Annotated in this window: 27 protein-coding genes; 15 read left to right on the top strand and 12 right to left on the bottom strand. The window is 37.3% G+C overall.

The genetic code is table 11. From position 1 onward, the window contains the following. The first annotated feature begins 130 nt into the window (after positions 1-130). Complete coding sequence (locus QGN23_RS10755) at positions 131-679, top strand: SPOR domain-containing protein (RefSeq protein WP_282904303.1); 549 nt, start codon at positions 131-133, stop codon at positions 677-679. An 87-nt stretch (positions 680-766) separates the two neighbouring features. On the opposite strand, the gene QGN23_RS10750 is transcribed toward QGN23_RS10755, so the two are convergent. Next, positions 767-1,453, bottom strand: a complete 687-nt coding sequence (locus QGN23_RS10750; RefSeq protein ID WP_282904302.1) for a response regulator transcription factor — start codon at positions 1,451-1,453, stop codon at positions 767-769. A 77-nt stretch (positions 1,454-1,530) separates the two neighbouring features. Then, positions 1,531-3,081, bottom strand: a complete 1,551-nt coding sequence (locus QGN23_RS10745) for a sensor histidine kinase (RefSeq protein WP_133439122.1) — start codon at positions 3,079-3,081, stop codon at positions 1,531-1,533. Between the two features lie 187 nt (positions 3,082-3,268). Between QGN23_RS10745 and QGN23_RS10740 the strand changes: the two genes are divergently transcribed. Next, positions 3,269-3,763, top strand: coding sequence for an SRPBCC family protein (locus tag QGN23_RS10740; protein WP_282904301.1), 495 nt, complete (start codon positions 3,269-3,271; stop codon positions 3,761-3,763). A 26-nt stretch (positions 3,764-3,789) separates the two neighbouring features. Here the strand turns inward: QGN23_RS10740 and QGN23_RS10735 are convergent, their stop codons facing one another. The 4 genes from QGN23_RS10735 to QGN23_RS10720 form a co-directional block, all read right to left on the bottom strand. Next, positions 3,790-4,140: a hypothetical protein gene (locus tag QGN23_RS10735; RefSeq protein WP_282904300.1), complete on the bottom strand. Its 351-nt coding sequence runs from the start codon at positions 4,138-4,140 to the stop codon at positions 3,790-3,792. Further along, positions 4,130-6,226, bottom strand: a complete 2,097-nt coding sequence (locus QGN23_RS10730) for a S9 family peptidase (RefSeq protein WP_282904299.1) — start codon at positions 6,224-6,226, stop codon at positions 4,130-4,132. Before QGN23_RS10730 ends, QGN23_RS10735 begins: the two co-directional genes overlap by 11 nt. Positions 6,227-6,309: 83 nt before the next feature. Next, on the bottom strand, positions 6,310-7,050 hold the full coding sequence (locus QGN23_RS10725; RefSeq protein ID WP_282906395.1) for a uroporphyrinogen-III synthase: 741 nt from the start codon (positions 7,048-7,050) through the stop codon (positions 6,310-6,312). 12 nt (positions 7,051-7,062) lie between these two features. Further along, entirely contained in the window at positions 7,063-7,704 is a 642-nt protein-coding gene (locus tag QGN23_RS10720) for a DUF4271 domain-containing protein (protein WP_282904298.1), read from the bottom strand. Between the two features lie 143 nt (positions 7,705-7,847). Between QGN23_RS10720 and QGN23_RS10715 the strand changes: the two genes are divergently transcribed. The 4 genes from QGN23_RS10715 to QGN23_RS10700 are packed head-to-tail and all read left to right on the top strand — an operon-like array spanning position 7,848 to position 11,182. Continuing rightward, a complete protein-coding gene (locus QGN23_RS10715) occupies positions 7,848-8,564 on the top strand; it encodes a polyprenol monophosphomannose synthase (RefSeq protein WP_282904297.1) in 717 nt (238 codons plus the stop codon). Then, on the top strand, positions 8,561-8,929 hold the full coding sequence (locus tag QGN23_RS10710; RefSeq protein WP_282904296.1) for a DUF4296 domain-containing protein: 369 nt from the start codon (positions 8,561-8,563) through the stop codon (positions 8,927-8,929). The genes QGN23_RS10715 and QGN23_RS10710 overlap by 4 nt, the downstream gene beginning before the upstream one ends. Position 8,930: 1 nt before the next feature. Continuing rightward, positions 8,931-10,067, top strand: a complete 1,137-nt coding sequence (tgt, locus tag QGN23_RS10705) for a tRNA guanosine(34) transglycosylase Tgt (RefSeq protein ID WP_282904295.1) — start codon at positions 8,931-8,933, stop codon at positions 10,065-10,067. Between the two features lie 20 nt (positions 10,068-10,087). Then, entirely contained in the window at positions 10,088-11,182 is a 1,095-nt protein-coding gene (locus QGN23_RS10700) for an LptF/LptG family permease (protein WP_282904294.1), read from the top strand. Here QGN23_RS10700 and QGN23_RS10695 read toward each other — a convergent pair. Beyond that, on the bottom strand, positions 11,176-11,889 hold the full coding sequence (locus QGN23_RS10695; protein WP_282906394.1) for a biotin--[acetyl-CoA-carboxylase] ligase: 714 nt from the start codon (positions 11,887-11,889) through the stop codon (positions 11,176-11,178). The two genes, QGN23_RS10700 and QGN23_RS10695, sit on opposite strands and share 7 nt — an antisense overlap. Positions 11,890-11,979: 90 nt before the next feature. On the opposite strand from QGN23_RS10695, the gene rsfS reads away from it, so the two are divergent. The 7 genes from rsfS to QGN23_RS10660 all read left to right on the top strand — a co-directional run bounded on the left by rsfS (position 11,980) and on the right by QGN23_RS10660 (position 19,458). Then, on the top strand, positions 11,980-12,342 hold the full coding sequence (gene rsfS, locus QGN23_RS10690; RefSeq protein ID WP_133439131.1) for a ribosome silencing factor: 363 nt from the start codon (positions 11,980-11,982) through the stop codon (positions 12,340-12,342). A gap of 51 nt (positions 12,343-12,393) precedes the next feature. Further along, on the top strand, positions 12,394-14,391 hold the full coding sequence (gene ftsH, locus QGN23_RS10685) for an ATP-dependent zinc metalloprotease FtsH (protein ID WP_282904293.1): 1,998 nt from the start codon (positions 12,394-12,396) through the stop codon (positions 14,389-14,391). Between the two features lie 115 nt (positions 14,392-14,506). Next, the gene (locus QGN23_RS10680) at positions 14,507-15,088 is read left to right on the top strand and encodes an LUD domain-containing protein (RefSeq protein WP_282904292.1); all 582 of its coding nucleotides are present in this window, start codon (positions 14,507-14,509) and stop codon (positions 15,086-15,088) included. A gap of 61 nt (positions 15,089-15,149) precedes the next feature. Next, positions 15,150-16,028, top strand: coding sequence for a phosphatidate cytidylyltransferase (locus QGN23_RS10675; RefSeq protein ID WP_282904291.1), 879 nt, complete (start codon positions 15,150-15,152; stop codon positions 16,026-16,028). A 1-nt stretch (position 16,029) separates the two neighbouring features. Next, entirely contained in the window at positions 16,030-16,683 is a 654-nt protein-coding gene (locus QGN23_RS10670; protein ID WP_282904290.1) for a phosphatidylserine decarboxylase family protein, read from the top strand. A 90-nt stretch (positions 16,684-16,773) separates the two neighbouring features. After that, positions 16,774-17,325, top strand: a complete 552-nt coding sequence (locus QGN23_RS10665) for a hypothetical protein (RefSeq protein WP_282904289.1) — start codon at positions 16,774-16,776, stop codon at positions 17,323-17,325. Positions 17,326-17,328: 3 nt separating this feature from the next. After that, complete coding sequence (locus QGN23_RS10660) at positions 17,329-19,458, top strand: cation:proton antiporter (protein ID WP_282904288.1); 2,130 nt, start codon at positions 17,329-17,331, stop codon at positions 19,456-19,458. Positions 19,459-19,462: 4 nt separating this feature from the next. Here the strand turns inward: QGN23_RS10660 and QGN23_RS10655 are convergent, their stop codons facing one another. From QGN23_RS10655 to QGN23_RS10640, 4 genes are all read right to left on the bottom strand, one after another. Next, entirely contained in the window at positions 19,463-19,726 is a 264-nt protein-coding gene (locus QGN23_RS10655) for a DUF3820 family protein (RefSeq protein WP_282904287.1), read from the bottom strand. Positions 19,727-19,748: 22 nt separating this feature from the next. Next, complete coding sequence (locus QGN23_RS10650; protein WP_282904286.1) at positions 19,749-20,831, bottom strand: AI-2E family transporter; 1,083 nt, start codon at positions 20,829-20,831, stop codon at positions 19,749-19,751. A 75-nt stretch (positions 20,832-20,906) separates the two neighbouring features. Then, entirely contained in the window at positions 20,907-21,638 is a 732-nt protein-coding gene (locus QGN23_RS10645; RefSeq protein ID WP_282904285.1) for a beta-carotene 15,15'-monooxygenase, read from the bottom strand. Positions 21,639-21,706: 68 nt separating this feature from the next. Continuing rightward, the gene (locus QGN23_RS10640) at positions 21,707-22,429 is read right to left on the bottom strand and encodes a hypothetical protein (RefSeq protein ID WP_282904284.1); all 723 of its coding nucleotides are present in this window, start codon (positions 22,427-22,429) and stop codon (positions 21,707-21,709) included. 56 nt (positions 22,430-22,485) lie between these two features. Between QGN23_RS10640 and QGN23_RS10635 the strand changes: the two genes are divergently transcribed. Both QGN23_RS10635 and QGN23_RS10630 read left to right on the top strand, forming a co-directional pair. Further along, positions 22,486-23,463 (top strand): aminodeoxychorismate synthase component I, encoded by a 978-nt coding sequence (locus QGN23_RS10635; protein ID WP_282904283.1) that lies wholly within the window; start codon positions 22,486-22,488, stop codon positions 23,461-23,463. Continuing rightward, the gene (locus QGN23_RS10630) at positions 23,447-24,073 is read left to right on the top strand and encodes an aminotransferase class IV (protein ID WP_282904282.1); all 627 of its coding nucleotides are present in this window, start codon (positions 23,447-23,449) and stop codon (positions 24,071-24,073) included. Before QGN23_RS10635 ends, QGN23_RS10630 begins: the two co-directional genes overlap by 17 nt. Positions 24,074-24,078: 5 nt before the next feature. Here the strand turns inward: QGN23_RS10630 and menD are convergent, their stop codons facing one another. Then, entirely contained in the window at positions 24,079-25,746 is a 1,668-nt protein-coding gene (gene menD / locus QGN23_RS10625) for a 2-succinyl-5-enolpyruvyl-6-hydroxy-3-cyclohexene-1-carboxylic-acid synthase (RefSeq protein ID WP_282904281.1), read from the bottom strand. Positions 25,747-25,760 lie beyond the last annotated feature (14 nt).

Raw genomic sequence — 25,760 nt, 5'->3', positions numbered from 1 at the left:
AAGGTTTTTAAGATAAATTTAACAGCCGTTGTAATTGCCATTATGTCATTTTGTCTAATTTGTAATGCTTCTAAATAACAAATGTTGGTATAATTTTTATTTGTTTTAAATTTGCTGAAAATAATATTTAATGAAATCATTTTTTAAAATAATTGCGCTCTTTACCTTATTGTCAACAAACATCTTTGAAGCACAGCAAGTTGTGACCAAAGATACCATCTCCGGAACACCCCTTTCCATCATGATGGACCAGAAAGTAAGTGATTTATTGCGAAGTGTTGAAGATAAGTGCACCACCAATACAAGCGCATCCCCGACAAATTCGGAAAACGATTACTCCGATAATTCTGGAAAAACAACAATTCCAAAAATAGCGGTACCCGAAAAGGAGCTTACCAACGCAGAAATCTGCCGTAAAAACCCAAGAATCATGGGTTTCAAAATTCAGCTCGCAGTCGTGAAAAGCAATGAAGAAGCCAGAGAAGTCGGAATGTTTTTCAGAAGAAGATTCCCGAATATGAAAGTGGAAACAGATGCTTCTTTACGACCAAACTATAAGGTGCTTGCCGGAAGTTATTTCACTAGACAAAGTGCCGCCGGTGATCTGGCACAGATCAAAAAGTTTTTCAAAGACGCAGTAGCGGTTCAGTACCGCGTTTTCTGTGTAGAAGCAAAATAACATGATTACAATAAAAAAAGCCGCTTTCAATAGAGAAAGCGGCTTTTTTTATTTAGAAAGGTTTTCACACCAGTCCGGTGTTTGTATTTAGTTCTTCACCAACAAACGGAATCCTTCTCCGTGTACGTTGATGATTTCTAAACCATCGTCTTCTTTCAGCAATTTTCTAAGTTTGGCAATGTAAACATCCATACTTCTGGCGGTGAAATAATTTTCTTTCTTCCAGATTTTTCTTAAAGCCAAATCTCTCGGCATAAAATCATTTCTGTGCTGACAAAGCAATTTCAACAGTTCGTTTTCTTTTGGCGAAAGCTTGTACTCATTGTCATTCACTCTTAATTGACGCAACATCGAATCGAAGAAAATATTACTGATCTTAAACTGTTCCTGCTCATCATTTTCTGCCGTAGCACTTCTCTGCAGAATCGCTTTGATTTTATATAATAAAAGCTCTGTATCAAATGGCTTCGTGATATAATCATCAGCGCCCAACTGATATCCTTTCAAAATATCTTCACGCATATTTCTTGCGGTAAGGAAAATAATCGGTATGTTTTTATCGATTCTTTTGACATCTTCTGCCAAACTAAATCCATCTTTCTTCGGCATCATCACATCGAAAATACAAATATCGAATTCGTTTTCCGTAAATTCCTTTAGACCCTGTTCGCCATCTGTAGCCAAGGTTACTTCAAAATTATTTATCGATAAATAATCTTTTAAAACCGCACCAAAACTTTGGTCGTCTTCTACTAATAAGATTCTGTTGCTCATAATTTTTTGTATTTACTGTTCTAAGGTTCTCACCTCAATTTTTTTTTTAAGAATATCCTGCTGAGTTTATATGTATTTTAAACATTCATCGGCAGTTTTATCGTAAAGGTACTTCCCTTATCTTTTTGAGAATCTACGATAACAAGGCCTTTGTGTAATTCCACTATTTTTTTCACGTAGGAGAGGCCAAGCCCCTGCCCTTTCACATTATGAATATTGCCGGTTTCTTCCCGAAAGAATTTTTCGAAAATCCGCAACTTATTCTCCGTTTCCATTCCCATTCCTTTATCAGAAATTTCAATCACGTACCAGTTGCCCTCATTTCTGGTCATTACTTTAATCTCAGGAGCATCAGGCGAATATTTATTGGCATTATCTAATAAATTGACCAGCGCATTGGAGATATGAAACTCATCAATTCTGAACTTGTACCGTTCGGCATTAAATTCCTGGGTTAAGGTTCCGTGTCTCTGAGCCACGATCAAACCAAAAGACTCTGTTGTTCTCTTGATTAAGGCCCGGACATCAGTCTCCTTTAAAAATAAATTGACTTCATTCCGTTCCAGTTTCGACATATTCAAAACGTTCTCGACCTGCTTTTTCATCCGCAGATTTTCTTGCTTGATCAGACCGGAATAGTATTTTACTTTATCGGGATTGGTCGCAATTTTATCGTTCGCCAAAGAATCAGTCGCCACAGAGATTGTTGCCAAAGGAGTTTTGAACTCATGCGACATATTATTAATAAAGTCAGTTTTGATATCTGCAATTTTTTTCTGCCGCATCATATAATTAATAGAGATAATATAAATCCCCAAAATCGTCAGCAAGGACATAAAGGTCCCCAACAGCATGGGTAAATTATTTTTCGCCAGGGAATAGTCTTTCCGCGGGAAAACTACTGCCAAAGTATATAACGGCCTTTCCTTACTATCCGTAAAAAGTGGATAGGTATAATTGTTTTTTTCTTTTTGATCAGCGAAAGTAGCATTGACAACTTTTGTCATTTTATTGTTTCGATCCATCACCGCAAATCCAAAACTCGTATCGAGACCATTTAATTTCAACTCTTTGGCCAAAACAGAGTCTAAGGTTTTTGCATCAACCCTTTTATCAATCGGCAGATTCGAGGCACTCAGTTTTGCAAATTCCCGTAAAGCGTACGTATTATTATTAATATCCTTGCTCATCTGCGCCGTGAGCGGCTCTGAGCTGTTCGGCCCTTTATTGATTTTCAGAATCCCTTCATCGGTGTACAGTTTCGTTAATTTCAAACTGTCGCCTTTCTGCGAAATGGGAAAGTTTTGATTTTCTACAATGCTTTTCTGAAATGTAAGAGTTGACGTATTGGCAGAATCAGAGTTCTGCTGAATATAGGTTTGGGTAGGCTGATTGCTACTGTCAACAACATTTTTACCGAAATTTTTAAAATCCTGGTTCAGATATTTATCTACTTCAAGCTGCGAAACTTTTAAGGCAGAAGATTCCAAAGAAGAATATACCTTATTGGAAAAATCCTGATTGAGCGCGCTGTATAATTCCTTGATCCAATACAATTGCAAAGTGACGAAGACGATCATCGAAATGGTCATCAATACAGATATGAATGGAATAAACTTATTGTTCATTATTTCTTTTTAAAAATGAATTGTTAAAATTAGTCATTTTATGAATATAATAACAAAAGAAAGGCCAAAATATTGTGTTTAATTTCACAAAACACTTTTATTTAACGAAATATACTGAATCCGCTGTTTTCTATTCCATTTCACGGCTTTTCTATTAAAAAACAATATATTTGATAAAAATCAAATAATGAAAACGAAAATAATTTTTAATAAAGATGACAATTCTGCTTCCATTTATATCATGAAGATTTTTCATACATCTGTTGATAAAGTCTGGAATCACTTTACGCAGGCCGAATTACTCGATCAATGGTGGGCGCCAAAACCCTGGAAATGCAAAACTTTGAAAATGAATTTTCAACAGGAAGGAATTTGGAACTACGCGATGATCAGTCCAGAAAATGAAAAAAGCTTCAGTGGAGTGCAGTTTCATGAAATAAATTTCCACCGCTGCTTCGACTATTCTGCTTTTTTTACTGATGAAAATGGATCGGTAAACAGCAGTTTCGCGCCAAGCAATTGGTTAATCGGTTTCACCGGCGTGGAAGAAGGAACGAAATTAACGGTAAATATTCATTTTAAAACCACGAAAGACATGGCAGCCCTTTTAGAAATGGGTTTTGAAGAAGGTTTTAAAATGGGACTTCACCAATTGGAAGAATTATTAAATAAGAAAGACTGATTTCAAAAACCAGTCTTTTATTTTTTTTAAAAAAGTTCTTCGTCAATAAAATATTGAATAATCGCTTTCTTCATGAGGATCTGTTGCTCATTCGGTTTTAAGTCGGGAAGCGGAGCAACTTCATCGAAATGCGGATATCCATCATCGTCATAATCCCTGAACTTGTAGTAACCAAAAGGCTCCAATAAACGGCAAACTGCTATATGCAGAATGTTCAGTTTATCATCTTTCGTATATTTCTGCTGGCCGCTGCCCAATTCCTGAACCCCGATCAAGAATAAAATCGTGTCGATCTGCGGATGTTTATCGGTATCGAAAGTTTTTACGAAAAACTCTTCGACTTCTGTCCAAAGCTGGCTCTCTGATTTACTTTCCATCAATTTTATTTTCTAATTTCATTAAAAATGCATATTCAAAAGCGTCTTCTTTTAAAGATTCAAACCTTCCGCTGGCTCCACCGTGACCGGAACTCATATCGGTTTTGAAAACCAGCATATTGTCATCGGTTTTCAGTTCCCGAAGTCTGGCCGTCCATTTTGCAGGTTCCCAATATTGAACTTGCGAATCGTGAAGACCCGTTGTAATTAAAATATGGGGATACTGCTTGGCCTCAATATTATCATAAGGCGAATACGATTTCATATAATGGTAATATTCCTTCTCTTTTGGATTTCCCCATTCATCAAATTCACCGGTGGTTAAAGGAATTGTTTCATCTAACATGGTGGTTACCACATCCACAAATGGAACCTGCGCCACAATTCCGTTGAAAAGTTCCGGCTCCATATTGATGACCGCTCCCATCAAAAGTCCGCCGGCACTGCCGCCCATCGCATAAAGATGTTTTTCAGAGGTATAATTTTCTTTCACCAGAAACTTCGCAGCATCGATAAAATCAAAAAATGTATTTTTCTTTTGAAGCATTTTCCCGTCTTCATACCACTCTCTACCCATATATTCTCCACCGCGGATGTGGGCAATCGCATAGATAAAACCACGGTTCAGAAGCGAAAGCCGCACATTTGAAAAGCTGGCATCGATGGTAAGTCCATAACTTCCGTAGCCGTAAAGCAATAAGGGAGTTTCTGAAGATTTCACGGTGTCTTTATGATAAACCAAAGAAATCGGAACCTTTTTACCGTCTCTCGAAGGTGCCCAAATTCTTTCTGAAATATAATTTTCCGGTAAAAAATCACCGCCCAAAACTTCCTGCTGTTTCAGGAGTTTGGTGGTTTTTTCTTTCATATCATATTCGAAAGTAGAACTTGGCTGAGTTAAAGAGGTATAACCAAAACGCAGTTTCTCGGTATCGAATTCCAAATTCAACCCGATATAAGCCGTATAAGTAGGATCTGAAAAAGGCAGATAATGGAAATCATTATTATGGGTATCGATAATTTTCAGTTGCAAAAGTCCTTCGATCCTTTCTTCAAGAACCAGATAGTTTTTGAAAATCTCGAAACCTTCCAGCAAAACTTCTTCCCGATGCGGAATCACTTCAATCCAGTTTTCAATTCCCGGATGAGCAACTTTAGTTTTTACAATTTTAAAGTTGGTTGCTTCATCTGCATTGGTAATAATGTAAAACTCATCTTCAAAATGTTCTACCGAATATTCCAGATCATCAATTCTCGGCTGAATAATCTGCCAATCAGCCATGACATCATCTGCAGGAATAAACCGCTGCTCATCAGAAATCGTGCTTGAACTGGAAATGAAAATATATTCTAAAGATTTGGTTTTAAAAACATTCACATCAAAAGTGTCATCTTCTTCGTGAAAAATCAACACATCCTGTGAAGAATCGGTTCCCAACTGATGCAGAAAAACCTGGAAAGCGCGCAAACTCTCATCTTTTCTAATATAGAAAATATGCTCGTTATCATTGGCCCAAACTGCTTTTCCTGTCGTATTAGGAATTTGATCCTGCAGGATTTCGCCAGTTTCCAGATTTTTGAAATTAATAGTATAAATTCTTCGTCCCATATTGTCAGAAGAATAACTCATTAATTTATTATTCGGAGAAACTGCTACACTGCCAACTTCGAAAAATTTTTGACCTTCTGCCAAAACATTTACATCCAGCAATAATTCTTCTTTATTTTCTAAAGTCTGAAATTTTCTGGTAAACAAAGGATGTTCTTTTCCTTTCTCATATCTTACGATATACCAGTATTCATTAAAAAAATAAGGAAGCGATTCATCATCTTTTTTATATCTGGCTTTCATTTCATCAAAAAGCTGCTGCTGAAAATCTTCGGTGTCTTTCATCACCGCATCAGCATAAGCATTCTCTTCTTCCAGATACTGTATCACTTCGGGATTCTCTCTTTCGTTCAGCCAAAAATAGGGATCGTTTCTCAGGTCATTATGGATTTCCAGAGTTTTCGGTATTTTTTTAGCTTTTGGAGGAAGCCTGCTTGCGGGGATTTGTTCTTTATTGATAGGATCAGGATTGCTCATCGTAAGTTTTCATTAAAATATAAAAACCGACTTAATCTTAGAAAAAGGCGGTTTTTTGATTATGTTATTTAAATCAGAAGAAATTATTTCTCCAAATTTCTGATGTATTTTTCAATTGCCATGGTCATTGATGGCGTTTCTTTGCTGGGCGCCATTACATCAACTCTTAATCCTGCGTCTTTTGCTGCTTGCTCTGTGGTTGCACCGAAAACAGCAATTTTTGTTTGATCTTGTTTAAAATCTTTAAAGTTTTCTCCTAAAGATTTGATTCCCTGGCGGCTGAAGAAGACCAACATGTCGTAATCGGCAATGTTAGTTTCACCCAGATCACTGCTTACTGTTTTGTACATGGTGGCTTTGGTCCAGTCAATTCCAGAAGATTCTAAAACCTTCTGAATGTCGGGGCTCAGAATATCCGAAGCCGGCAAAAGATATTTCTCAGACGGGAACTTCTTGAAAAGTGGCAGCAGGTCGGCAAAACTGCGCTCACCAAAAGCAATTTTCCTTTTCCTGTAAACAATATGTTTTTGCAGATAGTTGGCAATTGCCTCAGACTGGCAGATATACCGCATAGAATCAGGCACCGCAAAGCGCATCTCTTCCGCAAGACGGAAATAATGGTCGATCGCATTTTTACTGGTAAAAATTATACCGGTGTATTGCGACAGATCAATTTTCTGCGTTCTAAGTTCTTTCGCATCTACTCCTTCTACATGAATAAAAGGCTTAAAATCTATTCTGATTTTTTCCTTTCGGGCAATTTCAAGATATGGAGAAGATTCATTTGGTGCGGGCTGTGAAACCAATATAGATTTAATTTTCATCATTAAAATTTCTTAAAAAAATAATACTTTCCATAGAACCAAAACAGGCGCGAATTGGAGGGTGCAAATATACAAAAATTTATAATACCACTTTTCCGGTAACAGATGTCGGGGAGAGAGCAGGTAAAAGAAAATTTTAAATATAAAAACACCGATAAAACCTGTAAAACAATAATCAAACAACTGTAAATCATTCACTTCATAAAAATACTGATAAACACACAAAGCCATTAATACAAATGAAAGTGTAAAATAAAACTTCGATGCGGTGAACTGAAAAAGAGCCCATCTTTTCATACTTCCGGTACCGGCATAAAAAAGATAGGATAAAGCACTTTTAAGACCATAAAATACAATCATCGAAAACAGGGTGAATCCAAATTTATTCAGTTCATAGCCAAAAAAATGAATATCGCTGATCCGTTTCGGAACAATGGGAACCGATCTCGATATCAGCACAGCAAACAAAAGTGTAAAAACAACACTGATAATAAGCCAACTCAAAAAATTATTAGAAGAATCTTCATATTTCTGCATCAAAAAAACCCGCACCGAAGAATCACGGTGAAGATATAAAAGCATGAAAACATAAAGTAAAATACATCCGACGAGGATAAAAACCACCCAATCGTTTTGTTGCACAATTCTAACCAAAAGTAAATTTTTGCAAAAATAAGAATATTAAAGGAGATGTTCAGAAAAATTAAGCCGATTTAATTTGGAATTAATCTTGCTGCTGTAAATCAGCCATTAATAATAACGGCGGAAAAGTTTATCTTTGCACCTTAAATTTTAAGATGAAAAAACTCGTCATCATTCCAACTTATAATGAGAAGGAAAATATTGAAAATATAATTTCTGCTGTTTTTGCGCTGAAGGAGGATTTTCATGTCTTGATTGTAGACGATTCATCACCCGACGGAACGGCAGAAATTGTAAAAAAACTGCAGAGCACCTATCCCGACCAACTCCATTTAATCATAAGAAAAATAAAAGATGGTCTGGGAAAAGCTTATATCCATGGATTCAAATGGGCTCTGCAAAACAACTATGATTACATTTTCGAAATGGATGCCGATTTCTCTCACAATCCGGCCGATCTAAAAAAATTGTTTGAAGCCTGCAAAAATGCGGACATGAGCATTGGCTCCAGATATTCAAAAGGGGTAAATGTCGTCAACTGGCCGATGGGAAGAGTACTGCTCTCCTATTTTGCCTCAAAATACGTTCGGATGATTTTGGGAATTCCCATTCATGATACCACCGCGGGATTCGTTTGCTTCTCGCGAAAAGTATTGGAAGAAATTGGTTTGGATAAAATCAAATTAAAAGGCTATGGCTTTCAGATTGAAATGAAATTCCGTGCGGTTAAAAAAGGATTTAAAGTTACAGAAGTTCCTATCACATTTACCAACAGAGAATTAGGCGTAAGCAAGATGAATGGCGGAATTATCCATGAAGCCGTTTTCGGTGTTTTAAATTTAAAGTGGAAATCGATGATCGGCAAATTATGAGAAAAGGAATAGTGGTGATTTTTTCATTTTTAATGATGGCTTGTTCAGAACTCATCGACAAACCGAAAAATCTTGTGCCCAAAGATACCATGGCCGAATTGCTGGCCGAATTTGCAATGAATGAGCAACTGGGTGTAGTTGCAGAAAATGTTAATTTAGATAACGCAACACGCTATGCGCTTCAACAAAAGAAAATCAAAGGAAATGATTTTGTTGAAAGCTATAAATACTACACCGCCACCGGAGAAATAGAAAAAATAGTAGACAACGCTCAGGATATCGTTTTAAACAAAGATCCTGCCGCGAAAATCTATATCGAAAAGAAATTAAAAGAAAATAAAAACTTACCTGCATTTGCAAGATAATATGAAGTCCCCATTTTTCGAAATCAACAATACCACGACCGGTAAAGCAAGAGCCGGCACCATCACAACAGACCACGGCACGATAGAAACACCGATTTTTATGCCGGTAGGAACAGTCGCCTCCGTAAAAACCGTTCACCAGCGGGAACTAAAAGATGACATCAAAGCGCAGATTATTTTAGGAAATACCTATCACCTCAATCTTCGCCCGAAAATGGACATCATGCAGCAGGCAGGCGGTTTACATAAATTCATGAACTGGGACTTACCCATTCTCACCGATTCTGGCGGTTATCAGGTGTTCTCTTTATCAAAATCAAGAAAATTAAATGAGGCCGGTGTGAAATTTAAATCCCACATCGACGGAAGTGCTCATTTTATCTCTCCCGAAATTTCAATGGAAATCCAGCGACAGATCGGCGCAGATATTTTCATGGCTTTTGATGAATGCACTCCTTATCCCTGCGAATATAATTTAGCGAAAAAGTCAATGGAAATGACACACCGCTGGCTAAAAAGATGCATCAAATGGACGGACGAAAACCCGGAAATTTATGGGCACAAACAACACCTTTTCCCAATCGTACAAGGTTCCACTTACGCTGATTTAAGAAAAAAATCCGCAGAATTTATTTCGGAACAAAACGCTGTAGGAAACGCAATTGGCGGACTTTCTGTAGGAGAGCCGGAAGAAGAAATGTACAGAATCACCGACATTGTAACCGATATTTTGCCCGTAGAAAAACCGAGATATTTAATGGGCGTCGGCACACCATGGAATATTTTAGAATCAATCGGTTTGGGAATCGACATGATGGATTGCGTAATGCCTACCAGAAACGCCCGAAACGCAATGTTATTCACCTGGCAAGGCGTGATGAACATGAAAAACAAAAAGTGGGAAAGTGATTTTTCGCCTTTGGATGAATTCGGAACAAGCTATGTAGATTCACATTATTCGAAAGCGTATGTCCGACATTTATTTGTAGCAAAAGAATATTTGGGAAAACAAATTGCATCGATTCATAATCTGGCTTTCTATTTGGATCTGGTTCGGGTTGCCCGGCAACACATCATTGCTGGTGATTTCTATGAATGGAAAACTTCTATCGATCCTATCCTCAGACAACGACTTTAAAAAAAATACGCACCGGATTTATGAAAATAATCGACCTCTATATCATCAAAAAATACCTCGGAACTTTTGGGTTCATGTTGGGGTTATTAACGATTATTATTTTGGTCATCGACGTACAGGCAAAAGCACCAAGAATTGAGTCTAACGGATTTACCGTAACTGAATTCCTGATAGATTTTTACCCTTATTGGATTGTCAATCTGATCATTACATTCATGTCGATCCTGGTTTTTATTTCCGTCATTTTCTTTACTTCAAAAATTGCCAACAATACAGAAATCGTTGCCATAATTAGTTCGGGAGCGAGTTTTCATAGGTTTGCCCGACCTTATTTTATAACGTCTGGTATTATTGCGGTTGCCGCGTTGCTGATCAATCATTTTATATTACCGCTGGCCAACATTAAAAAGAATGAGTTAGAACCTTATACTTATAGTGCGAAAAACCGCGAAGAATTTACAGGAAATGCAGAAGTTGCCACACAACTCTCCAAAACAGAATACATCTTTATTAAAAGCTATAATAAAAAAGAGAAACGCGGTTCTGGCTTTTTCTACCAGAAATTCGATAAAGACAGAAAGTTAATTTATCAGCTGAATGCGGCAGACTTTTACTGGGAAAAAGATAAAAAGCAATTCTTGATGAACAATTATCTTGAAAAAACTTTTCTTAAAAACGACACTGAAAAATTAGCCCAGGGAAACTCAATGACCAAAAATTTCGGGCAAACACCTGAAGAACTTTTCCCTGATGTTTTATTAGGCCAAAACAAAACAACGCCGGAACTCATCAAATTCATCAATCGGGAAAAAGAAAAAGGAAATGCGAACCTCAATAACTATCTGAATGAATTGTACCAACGCACTTCGATGCCGTTTTCGGTCATTATTCTCACCGTTTTAGGATTGGCACTTGCCTCCCAAAAAAAACGCGGAGGACTGGGAATGAATCTCGCCATCGGAATTGCACTGGCTTTTGTGTTTGTATTTTCATTTGAAGTACTGAAGGTCGTTTCAGCGAATAAAACACTGTCTCCATTGGTTGCCATGTGGCTGCCCAATCTGATCTTCGGACCGCTTGCTTTATACCTTTATTTCAAAAGAGCCAATCAGTAAAGAAGCGCAATCTCTTTATGGAAGAATTTCTGCAATCCATCATTTTCTAACTCCACCCAAAAAAAACCCTCTTTATCGACCATTCGAATGATGCCATTTTGTCTCGATTGACCAATTTCAAAAACAGAGATTAAATCCTTTCGGAATAACCTTTCATTCAGCTTTTCCAGCACCGATTCTTCGGAAACTTCCTTTGTTAAATTTTCAACAAAATACTCATGAAGCGCTTCCGTTACCATTTCAAGACCGAATTTAATTCCGGTTTGAGTGAGGAGTGAGCCCGCTTTTGGAAGATGTTTAAAGTTTTCTCCCAAAATATTGAGGCCAATTCCGATCAGGAAATAGGATTTCCCTTTAATCATTTTCTTTTCAATTAAAATCCCGGAAACCTTTTTGTTTTTAATGATAATATCATTGGGCCATTTAATTTCAACGGTATGCTTTGTCAGAATGGCAAGAAAATCAGCCAATACTTCAGCGGTATGAAAATTGAATAAATGATTGGGTAATTTAATGAGTTCATCGGGAACCGCAACAGAATAAGCGAGACTTAAATTGTGGCCGGATTCCCAGGAATTACCATACTGTCCCTTGCCTTTGGTTTGATTAAAAGTGTAAACGGCTTGTATATCTAGAGTGTCATCAGAAATAAATTTCTCAATTTCATCATGGGTGGAAGAACATTCTTTAAGGTACAACAAGCACATCATTTATGAAAACTTTAAGAGTTAGATTTGGTAAATTTGAGACTATTTAAATAAAAAAACAATAAATTTGCAGATTATACAAAATTTTTAATGAACAAAATCACAGAAAAGCAGCTACTAATCGACAAAATTGTAGAGGCAATACAAGATACAAAAGGGGAAGACATTATGATCTTCGACTTATCAAACATCGAAAATTCGGTAGCACAAACATTCGTTATCTGCACCGGAAACTCTAATACCCAGGTTTCAGCTATTTCAGGAAATATCCAAAAAAAGGTTCGGAATGACTTACAGGACCGTCCTTGGCATGTAGAAGGAAGTGAAAATTCACTTTGGGTTTTACTGGACTATGTCTCCGTCGTGGTGCATGTATTCCAGCGGGAAACCAGAGAATACTATGATATAGAGGAACTTTGGGGAGATGCAAAAATAACCAAAATCGAAAATTAATTACGGATAGTTGACGAAAACAATTTTTCGCCAAAACTTTTATAAAAAGATATGAACAACAATAAAGGATTTAACTGGTTTTTCCCAATCGCGATTATAGCCATTTTACTCTTTTTCTTTTCGAATATGAATGGGGATTCCTCAGCAAATTCATTAGACGAAGAAGGGTTCTATACCTTAATGGCAGAAGGAAAAGTTCAGAATGTACTCATTTATAAAGATACCGAAAAAGCTGATGTTTTTCTTACACCAGAAGCTAAAAAAGCATTAGATGCGAAGCAGGTTGCAAAAGAAAGAAGTCCTTTTTCAGCATTTGACTTTTCTCCAAAACCAGACTATACAATCAGTTTCGGAGATTTACAGCTTTTCCTGGAAAAATTCGATAAAATCAAACAGGATAACCCGGCGATTGTAACTAAAAAAGACTACGGCATCGGCAAAAACCCGATGACCGAGTTACTGTTTACCGCAATATTCTGGATCGCAATCATGGCGCTTTTCTATTTTGTGATTTTCCGCAAAATGATGGGCGGCGGTGGCGGTGGCGGCGGCGGCCAAATTTTCTCCATCGGAAAATCCAAAGCAAAACTTTTCGACGAAAAAGATAAAGTGCAGGTTTCATTTAAAGATGTTGCAGGCTTAGAAGGCGCAAAAGAAGAAGTTCAGGAAGTGGTAGACTTCTTGAAGAACTCTGAAAAATACACCAAATTAGGTGGTAAAATTCCAAAAGGAGTATTGTTAGTTGGTCCTCCGGGAACAGGTAAAACCCTTTTAGCAAAAGCTGTTGCAGGGGAAGCGAAAGTTCCTTTCTTCTCTCTTTCAGGATCTGATTTTGTGGAAATGTTTGTAGGAGTTGGAGCGTCCAGAGTAAGAGATTTATTTGCTCAGGCAAAAGCGAAATCACCGGCAATTATTTTCATTGATGAGATTGATGCCATTGGTAGAGCCAGAGGAAAAGGAAACATGACTGGTGGAAATGATGAAAGAGAAAACACATTAAACCAATTGCTTACCGAAATGGATGGTTTTGGAACCGATACCAACGTAATCATCATGGCGGCAACCAACAGAGCAGATATTCTGGATAAAGCATTGATGAGAGCAGGTCGTTTTGACCGTTCGATTTATGTAGATTTACCGGAATTACATGAAAGAAGAGAAATTTTCGATGTGCATTTGGCAAAAATAAAATTGGAACCCAATATCGACAGAGAGTTTTTAGCAAAACAAACTCCCGGATTTAGTGGCGCTGATATCGCAAACCTTTGTAACGAAGCGGCATTAATTGCAGCAAGAAATTCACACGAAGCAGTTACCAAGCAAGATTTTTTAGACGCTGTTGACAGAATCATCGGTGGACTGGAAAAGAAAAACAAAGCGATTAAACCATCAGAAAAAAGAAGAGTCGCTTATCATGAAGCAGGACACGCAACAATTTCCTGGCTGGTAGAACATGCAGCACCATTGCTGAAAGTCACCATCGTACCGAGAGGCCGTTCATTAGGCGCAGCCTGGTATCTGCCGGACGAAAGACAATTGACCACCACTGAGCAAATGAACGATGAACTGTGCGCTACTTTGGGCGGAAGAGCTGCCGAGCAGACCATCTTCGGAAACATTTCTACAGGCGCGCTTTCTGATCTGGAAAGAGTAACCAAGCAAGCACAGGCAATGGTAACTATTTATGGTCTGAATGAGAAAGTCGGAAATATCTCCTACTATGACAGTACCGGGCAATCTGAATACAGTTTCGGAAAACCTTACTCAGAGCAGACTGCGAAAATGATTGATGAAGAAATTTCTAAAATCATTGAGACTCAGTATCAAAGAGCATTACAAATTTTAAGAGATAATAAAGATAAGTTGGATGCGCTTGCCACAAAACTTCTCGAGAAAGAAGTGATATTCCGCGAAGACTTAGAAGAAGTATTCGGCCAGAGAGCATGGGATCCGGAGTTAACTGAACATCCTGTTTCCAACAGCCACAAGGCGGTAAATCCTACGGAGGATGCAGAGGTTATCGCACCGGAATCCAATACGCAACTTTAATAAAATTAAATCCTGATTAATTATATTCATATAAATAATCAGGATTTTTGTATTTAATTGATTAAGTAAACAAATATTTTCTATTTTTGTAGAACAATCGCATAATTAAGAGGAATTGAGTCTATTTAAAAAATTGGTCGGAAAAATACTGAATCAACCTGAAGAGGATGACGGGCAGGATTTGATTAAACTTGGAGATCAGTTGAAAAACGCTGACCTTGACTACAAGTTTGCTCAATTATTCACCCATTCCGGTGGTTTTTTCAACTATTGTGCAGACGAAGCAGAGGCGCTGCAGACTTTGAATCATATTCTCAAAATAGAAGGCGTAAAATCTGTTTTCTGCTGGGACAATGATTTGAAAAATTTCCTTGATGTAATTAATGCCCCTTATACTACCGAACTCGAACTTTTTAATGACTGCGCTTTTATCACTTGCGAATATTTAATCGCTTATGATGGCCGGATCATGCTTTCGCACAATAACATTCTGCATTATCACTCGTCGCGGTTACCGGAAAAAGTAATCATCATGGCGAACGTGTCCCAAATTGTGACCAACCTGAATGACGCGATGAGCAAAATCAAACGCAACGGAAATATTAGAAACCTTACTTCGATCAGTGGAAGTAATTCTAAATTAGACACTCCGAACAAAGACAATACAAAACTTTTCTTACTTTTGCTCGAAGATTAAGCTCTTCAGATAAAGGATCTTTTACAATGCATATTTTCATCAATATTTAATCACATCAATTTTGGATAAAAATTTAGTGCTGCGACTTTTCGGTGGCCTTTTATACGGCTTGGTCGTTGTTCTCTGTACCACCTCGCTGGGTGCAGAATTCATTAATGGTTTCTCGCCGGGTCTTGTTCAGCAACAGAATCTTTATTACGGTTTAATCACTTTTTTCCTATTCATGGGCGCATGGGAATGCGTGAGGATGATGAAATTCGATCCGAAAGGCTGGGAGAAATGGGTAGTTTTTCCACTGATTCTTTTTGTATTTTATCAGTTATTTTCAAAAAGATATTTCAATCACGGCTTTTATTTCAATTTTAATTTATCTGAAATTTTGGCCATCGTACTTATAATTATTGCGGTTGTCACCTTATTTCGTTTTCCTAAAGAACTTTATTATGACAGCGGGAAACTTATTTTTACCGTTATCTACACTGCACTTCCGTTCGGGTTCGCGCTAGGGTTACCCAAATTTTCTACCGTAGAACAGACCTTTACTTTAGAAGTGTTTTTCCTGTTCGTCTTAATTTGGAGCAGTGACTCATTTGCCTATTTCACAGGAAAATTTTTGGGAAAACATAAAATGGCTCCAAAAATTTCACCGAAAAAAACCTGGGAAGGATTTGCTGGCGGCGTTTTCTTCACCATCATTCTTGGCTATTTTATTGAATTGAACTACCCTGATTTAAGAGGGAATTATATCATCGTCGGATTTTTAGTTTCCGTTTTTGGTCCTTTAGGCGATTTGGTTGAAAGCCAATTAAAGCGCACTTTCGGCGTGAAGGATTCGGGAAATGTAATTCCGGGGCACGGCGGTATTTTAGACCGGTTAGACAGTTTTATTATCTGCGTACCTGTCGTATATTTGTACTTTATTTTAGAAAAATTAATATAACATGAAACTACACAAAGAATCCAAAGGAACCATAATCGTAGCGAGTCTACTTTTTGCAGTTATTGGTTTACTGTCCATTTATTTCTTAGAGATATGGAGTTTGGCCATCATCATTCCTTTGCTGATTATTTACGGATTGATCTTTTGGTTTTTCCGCGTTCCACATCGGGATATCCTGAATCATAAAGAAAATGTAATCGCTCCGGTAGACGGAAAAGTTGTGATGATCAAGGAAGTAGATGAAGATGAATTCATCAAAGGAAAAGCCATCCAGATCTCGATTTTTATGTCACCTTTGAATGTTCATATTTGCCGCTACCCCGTTTCTGGCGAGGTCATTTATAAGAAATACCATCCCGGAAAGTACTTAGTCGCCTGGCATGAAAAATCCTCCACAGAAAACGAAAGAACAACCATAGCCATAAAAAGCTTAACCGATCATACCGTGGTTTTCCGCCAGATTGCAGGTTATGTGGCAAGACGGATTGTATTTTATTGTAATGAAGGGGATCAGGCAAAAGCAGGCCACGAGTTCGGTTTCATCAAGTTCGGTTCCCGAATGGATATCTTCTTGCCAATCGATACAGAAATCAACTGTAAAATCGGCGATAAAACAAAAGGAGGAATTGATGTTATCGCAAAAATGAAAGAATAATTCTCCAGAAAAGACACCACCTACCATCCCGGAATTTTTAATTTCGGGATTTTTTTTATACTTTTAAAGTCAATCATAAATTTGTTCTAAATGAAATCCCTTATATTATTTTTGTTAACGTTCACTTTAATGCTGACTTCCTGTAATAATCCCGAACAGGAAAACCAGTTAAAAGAGCGGGAAGCAGCCCTTCTTGTCAAAGAGGAGAAATTTGCTGAGAAAGAACAGGATTATGAAGCTTTGAAAATGATGCGCGACAGTTTGGAACGCCTCCCAACTGACACTATAATTCCAGTAAAAATTCCCGAAAATATCATCGGAAAGTGGAACGGCAAAATGATTTGCACCGAGTCTAACTGCTCCGAACACGTCATCGGAGACCTAAGAAATGACCTTTGGGAATTTACCGCAGAACATTTGAAAATTACGAATAAAAGCGGCGGTGAAAAAATATATACCGGAAAATACAATGGCTCCGAATTAAAATTAACTTCAGAAAACAATTCTGCGTCCACCAGCCAGTCTGTCATCACTTTGCAGCTTTCCAGTCAAACGACGGGCAGAATAAAAGGCAGCCGTGAATTTACCGGTAATAACTGCACTTCGAAATTCTCCGTAGAATTAGAAAAAATCAAAAACTAAAATATGCTCACTCTCTTAAAAGTGTCTCAATTCGATCTTCCGTTAGAAGATCCGGTTCTTAAGTTTTTGGTCGTTTTAATCATCATTCTTTCGGCCCCTCTTTTACTGAATAAAATCAAAGTCCCTCACCTTCTGGGACTGATCATCGCAGGAGCAGTTGTGGGCCCGAATGGTTTTAATATCCTCACGCGGGACAGCAGCATTGTGGTCACAGGAACCACCGGATTACTGTACATTATGTTTCTCGCCGGACTGGAAATTGATTTGGCAGAGTTTAAAAAAAACAAATACAAAAGCATGGGTTTTGGTGCTTATACATTTATCATCCCTTTTATCATCGGAATCGCCGCGGCACATTTTATTATGGAATATAACTGGCTCACTTCCTTTCTGTTTGCCAGTATATTTTCTTCTCACACGCTTATTTCGTATCCCTTGGTCAGCAAACTGGGAATTGTTAAAAACCGGGCAGTGAATATTACCGTTGGAGGAACCGTAATTACAGATATTCTTGCCCTTTTGGTTTTAGCAATTGTAGTGGGAATGACAACCGGAGAAGTAAACGCCGCATTCTGGACCAAACTTTCTGTGGGTATCATCATTTTTGCACTGATTGTTTTAATAGGATTTCCAATGATTGGCCGGTGGTTTTTCAAAAAAGTAAGCGACAAAATATCACAATACATCTTCGTATTGGTCATGATTTACTTCGCAGCACTTCTGGCAGAGCTGGCGGGGATTGAAGCGATTATTGGCGCGTTTCTGGCGGGACTGGCACTCAACAAACTGATTCCTCATTCCTCTTCATTAATGAACCGCGTCGAATTTGTCGGAAATGCGATTTTCATTCCTTTCTTTCTAATAAGCGTAGGAATGTTGATTGATGTCACCGTCTTTTTCAAAGACCTGGAAACGATCAAAGTCGCCCTGCTAATGATTACCATCTCCATTGGCGGGAAGTATCTGGCCTCCATTGCAACTCAAAAAACCTTCTCCTTTACCAAACCTGAAGGTGGAATTATTTTCGGACTAAGTTCAGCTTCCGCGGCGGCTACTTTAGCTACAGTAACAGTCGGTTATAATATCATCATCGGTGAAACAGATTTAGGCGAACCCATCAGATTACTCGATGAAAGCGTTCTCAACGGAAGTATTCTTCTCATCTTGATTTCCTGTACGATTTCCTCTTTCGTAACCCAGAAACACGCGGAAGAGTTGGTAAAAGCCGATAACGAAAACACCATTTCAGACAGCAATCCCGAAACAGAAAACATCTTACTGGCGGTAAATCATATCAATACCGTAGATCCGATGACCAATCTTGCCCTGTTGATTAAATCCAAAAAAACGGCCGCAAATCTATTCGCTTTAAATATTATCAATGAAGAAAAAAATGACTCTTCGAAGAAAAACGCGGAAACTTTATTAAACCAAACGGTCGAAACCGGTGCTTCTGCAGATGTGAAAATAACGCCCATAACACGTTATGACACTGATGTTATTGATGGAACCAACAATGTGATTAAAGAATATTCGATCACCGATTTAATGATCGGCATCGATGAAGAAAAAGGGTTCTCGCCGGGTTTTATTTATAACTTATACAGTGGATACCTAAATAACAATGCCACCAATATTCTAATTTATCAGGCCACACAACCTGCATCGACCGTTCAGAAATATCTGGTTATATTTCCGGAAAATGCGGTAAAGGAACCCCATTTTTTTCATTCATTATTAAAGGTTTGGAATCTGGCGCGAAATTCCGGTTCCAAAATAGAATTTTACGGAAACGATGCAACCATTGCGATGCTCGAGAAAATTAAAAAGAAAGTAAATATCGATGCCAGTTTTATTATTTTCAATGACTGGAATGAGTTGCCGAAACTCTTTAATAAAATGAAGGACGATGACGCTCTCATATTATTTATGGCACACCGCACGATGGTTTCTTACCAACCCGAAATGCAGCTGGTTCCGGATTACCTGAATACTTATTTCCGCAAACGGAATTTCCTGCTGATATTCCCGGCTCATGAGGATGAAATAGAATATCGAAAAGACACGCGGGATATCGGTAATGCCAATGATTTCGTAGAAATAGGGAAAATTGTTGGAAAATTATTTAAATAGGAAGCTAGAATTTATACACTTTCTTCTTGGTGGGTGCTTGCGGAAGCTTACCCCGCAACGGCGTTAGCAAATCCATCAGGCCATTCATTTTTATTTCGTAAATGGTTGAAAGTTGCATTCCTAACTTTCCGGGTGGCATTCCCTGACGTTGAAACCATTCTAAATAATTGATGGGTAAATCTACCAACAGAACTCCCTTATGTTTTCCAAAAGGCATTTCGGTTTTACAGATTTCTTGTAATATTTCGGGGCGGAGTTCAGGAATCATAATCTTATTTTAGAAAGATTTATTAAATATTTAAATCGATTTTCTTTTCAATTTCTTTGGGTTCAGGCATGATAATCTCGCGGTCGTTTTCTGAAAACTCATCGCGGTAAACCTGGATTAATAAAATGGTAATTGAAATTAAGATCGGCCCGAAAATCAAGCCCATAAAACCAAAAAGATTGATTCCCATAATAATTCCAAATACGGTATTAAGCGGATGAATATTTTCAAGCTTCTTTAATAATGTAAATCTCAGCAAATTATCAGTTAATCCGACAATGACCAAACAGTACACCGCCAATCCTAAACCCGGGCCTACATTGCCTTCGGCAATCATGAAAATACAAACCGGTATATAGACAATTGCAGCTCCCACAATCGGAAGCATAGAAGCCACACAAGTCAATGCAAATAATAAAATCACACTTGGAGCACCAAAAATCAGATAACCAACTAAGGCGATCAAACCTTGTCCAATCGCGACAACCGGAATCCCAATTGCGTTAGCCATAACCATTTTTTGAATTTTCTCACCCAATAAATTCACGTTTGCTCTCTTTAAAGGCGCTGAACTTTTCAATAATTTTTCAAAAAGAAGCGGCTTTTCCAACATAAAATACAGGATAAAATACATTGAAGCGACCACCGTTAAAGTATTGAATGTCCCGCTTAGCGCGGAAGTAGAAAATTTAGCAACATTATCTTTAAGTTTGGTTAAATTTTCATTGCTCAGGATATCAACATTGGTTTTAGCATAAATAAAATCATGAATCTTATCGATGAAAATATTGAATTTCTGCATGTAAACGGAAGCATTCCCCAATTTTTCGATAAGCAAACCGCCGATAAAATAGATGGGCAGAATCAGGACCAACAGCGTCCCCATGATAATAACCATAGAAGCTACCCAGGGTTTCCACTTCAACTTTTCCTGTAAATATACATTATACTTTCTCGTAATGACATAAAGTGTAATCGCACCAAGAAGCGACGGCAAGAATAAGGATAAATGAAAACAGATCAAGCCCGCAAGTACAACAATCAACACAAGCAAAAAAAACTGCTTGATTTTCACTTCACTGATTTGATGTTTTTTATTTGGCATAATTCGGTATTAAAAAAAGCAACGGTTACAAACCATTGCTTTCAAATGTACAGATATTATTTAAAATATCGAAGCTTAATTTAATTTTTGAGCGATTGGTCGCGGTCTTCCACAGAAAGCACAATAAGCGGAATACATGACCACCAGATAAAACAGCAACGTGAAAATTATTCCGATTCCACATAGAAAAATGCCCGCAACACTAATTAAGAGTCCAAGAAAACTGGCTCCCAAAAATGTTCCGTAATTCTCTTTTGCAATAGAAAATGACTTGCCCAGTGCCTGCGAAAAACTGGCGTTTTCAAATAATAAAATTGGATAACCTAACAGAAAAAAAGGCAGGATAAAAAATACCGGCAAGAAACACATCATCGCTGAAATGAACATCAAAATGCTGGTTATCAAAGAATATAAAATAATATTTAAAAAATTTTGTCTGAATCCGATAAACAAATCAGAGAAGCTTATTGATTCCTGCAGATTGTATTTATTGGTAATGTAAATAAGTCCTACATACAGCGGTGTAGAAAGCAAACTTACCAAACCTGAAAGGCCAGAATAAATTCCAAATCTTGGTATCGACCATAAATTTGGAAAACCACCTCCCGAAGATTTTATTTCTTCCATCATATCTGTGGAGTTAAAGCCTGAAACTGGCTGCACCAGAAGTGAAACGGCAAACGAAATCAGAACCGCTGCAATTGCATAAAGAAATACGCCTTTATACATTTCAAAGGCATGGGAAATAATCGCTCCCGCCGATTTTTCGGGTCCGGTTGGTTGATCAAATTCGTCAAAAGTATCCATAGTTTTTATTTTTAATGTTCTCAAATTTATCATTAAAAATTTATATGGTCAAAATTTAGCAAAATATTCTACTCATTTTCTTTAAAAAACTGCTGATATAAAGTATATATCATCGCATGCCAAAAAGGAAAGGTGAGCAAAAACCCAAATCCGAACAGCAATATTCCGGATATGCTGAATAATACGGCAATTATCACCGAAATGAGAATTGTTGTGAAGTCCTGCTTTAATCCTTTGAAGGTTAACTTAATTCCTTCAATGGTATTTACATTCATAAAAAACATCAGCGGAATTGAGAAAAGAGTAAGAATAATCCAGACAAGTCCAAGGATTAATAATGAGTTCGCGTATGAAAAGACAATCATCCAAAAAAGGTAAAATCCGAAAAACTTGAAGAAATCAAAACCCAGATAACCTGCGAATAAATCATTCAAACCTACTTTTTCCTTCAGATCTATTTTTCTGTAAATTTTATAAAACCCGACATTTAAAGGATTTAACAAAGCAAAAAGAAAGAAAATTCCTAATAGAAAACCTTGAGTTTGCGGTAACTTTGCAATATCTTCCATCTTTTTATTAAACGCTGGGAAATCGGTTTTCATCAATTCACTGTATTGGCTTACCTCATCCCACAATCCGAAATATCTGAACAGATAAAAATATCCTAGAAAAAACAGTGAAAAGTACAGCAAGCTAAACGACAATTGGTAAAACAAAGTGCTGTTCCAGTACGTAAATGCCGTTTTTAAAATCTTCTGTATGCTGACCTTTTGAGGGTAATTATTTTCCATGCTGCAAAAATAAGCAAAACCTAAAGATTAACTCCTAAAAAGAGTATTTTTGCCCAATGCTAAAAAACAATCATCCCAACTTTGATAAAATGGATGAACTTTCCCAACAGAAAGTTCCCTTCTTTTTTATGGTTGATTTTTTAGTAGAAAACGTTCTGGTTTTTACGGAAAACGAATTAAAAAAAAACAGCTTATTTATTGATTTCCAAAACAATACAGGCGCACCTCATCAACAAGAGAACAAAACCAATATTCAATTAAAATCATTTCCAGAAAGTGAAGAGGTTTATAAAAAAGGATTTGATAAAGTCCTGCAAAATCTCAAATTGGGAAATTCTTATCTCACCAATTACACCTGTAAAACTGAAATTGAAATCAACCTCAGTTTAGAGGAAATTTTTCATCGGTCGAAAGCAAAATACAAAGTTCTTTACCATGATCAGTTCGTCTGTTTTTCTCCTGAAACTTTTGTTGAAATAATTGATAATGAAATCTTTACACATCCGATGAAAGGAACAATTGATGCCTCCACGGAAAATGCAGCTGAAGTTTTGAAAAACGACCGTAAAGAAAAAGCAGAACATTATACCGTGGTCGATTTACTCCGGAATGACCTGAGCATGGTTGCTGATGAAGTGAAAGTGAATGAATTTCAACGAATGCATTTCATTCAAACCAATAATAAAGATTTGTACGCGATGAGTTCAGAAATTTCAGGCAAACTGAAACCTGAATTTCAAAACAAAACAGGAAGCATCATGAAAAAATTACTTCCTGCCGGCTCTATTCTCGGGGCGCCAAAACCGAAAACTTTAAGCATCATTCTGGAAGCAGAAAATCACAAAAGAGGTTTCTACACAGGCGTTTGCGGCTGGTTCGACGGTAAAAACCTGGATTCCTGTGTGATGATTCGGTTCATTGAAAAAGAAAACGGAAAACTTTACTTCAAAAGCGGTGGTGGAATCACTCATTTGAGTAATTTTGCAGACGAATACAAAGAAATGAAAAATAAAATTTATGTCCCAATTCATTGAAAGCATTAAGGTAGAAGACAAGCAGATTTTCCTACTAAATCACCATCAGAAACGCGTCAATGATACGTTTTCTAATTTTGGCAAAGAAGTCACCATCAATTTAGACGAGATCTATAAAAGCCTGGAACATGATGAAGATGGTCTCTATAAATTTAAAATCGTTTACGATCTAACAGGCAAATACAAAACACAGATGATTCCGTATGCGATGTCTGAAATTGCCGATTTCAAGTTAGTTGAAAATAATTCCTGTGATTATTCCTTCAAATTTGAGGACCGGAAAGAACTCGAAAAAATGAAAATTTTATCGAAAGCCTCGGAAATTATCATTGTAAAAAACAATCACATTACCGATTCTTCTTATTCTAATCTTTTATTTAAAAAAGGGAAAGACTGGTTTACGCCAAAAACCTATTTATTAAACGGAGTTCAGAGACAAAACTTACTCCAGTCAAAGAAAATTAAAGAAGCGGAAATTACCCTGCAAAATCTGAGCGAATATTCTCATTTTCAAATCATTAATGCAATGAATACTCTGGACGACAATTGCAGCTATCCGATAGAAAAAATAAAGAATTTACCCAAACAGTCTGAACAAATCGAACTGTAAATCCATTAGGATTTCAAAAATTCGAAATAGCCTTTTAAAACCTCAGCATTTTCAATATTCGAAGTGTCAACTTCCAGGATTTTCGGCTTCTCATCCTGTTTAAAGAAATGATCTAAAACCCGCGAAAGCGTGTCCTCATCATCAACTTTAGTGTAAGCAAATCCAAAATGTTTCGCTAAATATTCTGCGTTTTTGTGATGCTTTGTCAAAATAAATTCGTCCAAAGCGTTTGTAGAACTTGGTCCCGGAATAATTTTGAAAATATCTCCGCCGCCATTATTAAAGATGATAATTCTGGTATAAGGCGGAATATAATTGTTCCACAAACCATTGATATCATAGAAGAAACTTATATCTCCCGTTACCAGAACAGTTTGCTTTTGGGATTTCATTGCAAAACCCATCGCGGTTGAAGTCGAACCGTCGATTCCGCTGGTTCCGCGGTTGCAGTAAACGTTATTTTTCTGAAAATCAAAAAGTTGCGCATACCGGATCGCCGAAGAATTACTGAGATGCAGATTGATTTTTTCCGGTAATTTTCCAGAAAGCAGTTCAAAAAGTTTAAAATCGGAAAAGCTTGTTTGCTCAGAATATTGTGCGTGTTTCAAATCTCTTTTATCACGCAGAACATCCCACAGATTGAAGTACGGACTAGGTTCCAGTGAAACGAATTTTAATAATTGAGCAAAGAATTTTTCAGGAGTTGCTTTTACTTTTTCAGTCAGTGCAAAGAAAGTATCCGGGTGCCAAACCTCATCAATATGCCAGTGACATTTTGGATTCGCTTTTCGCAGAAACTGTTTTACTTTTTTGGAAACTACATTTTGGCCGACCGTAATTAATAAATCCGGTGCATAAGTTTTGAAATCCGCCTCATTAAAATTAAAAATATACCGGTCGATATGCGCGAAAAACTTATGGTGCTTCAAATTGGAATTGGCTTCCTTTAAAATAACAACACTATGATTTTTAACCAATTGCGACAACTGCATTTCGAGTTCTTCACTGTAGTCTCTTGTTCCGACCAGAATCATAATTCTTTTTGAAGTATTCCATTCCGCGATAATATTTGAAGACAATTCATAAGTAGTTTCGCGGATGGTTTTTTCTACCGGTGGAAAATTCGGAAGTTCCGAAACCACATTGTACAAAGGTTCTTCCAGCGGAATATTGATATGAACCGGCCCCTGTTTTTCAAAACAGACCTCGATGGCTTTTTTAATTAATGCGAAATTATAATCCCCGGCATTTTCTTCTGAATCTTCCAACAACTGAAAATCTCCGTAGGAATGTTGCCGGAAAAGATCTTTCTGACGGATGGTTTGTCCATCGAATATATCTACAAAATCAACTGGGCGGTCTGCTGTCAAAATTAAAAGCGGTGTATTTGAATAAAAAGCTTCCGTAATCGCCGGATAATAATTGGCTGCAGCAGAACCACTTGTACAGGTTATTGCTACGGGTTTTTTTGCACTTTTCGCCATTCCCATTCCCACGAAAGCCGCACTTCTCTCATCTACAATACTGTAACAGTTCAATTCATCAATTTCTGAAAAGTGAATGGCCAACGGCGCATTCCGTGATCCGGGGGAAATGACGATATCGGAAATTCCGTATTCTTTTAATAAATAGGCAAGTATCTGAATGCTTCGTTTGGATGAGAATTGTTTCATAATCTAATGGATTG

It is taken from the genome of Chryseobacterium gotjawalense, from assembly GCF_030012525.1.
Lineage (GTDB): Bacteria > Bacteroidota > Bacteroidia > Flavobacteriales > Weeksellaceae > Kaistella > Kaistella gotjawalense.
Note: the sequence above shows the minus strand (reverse complement) of the source record. Positions and strands in the feature narration are given on the sequence as shown.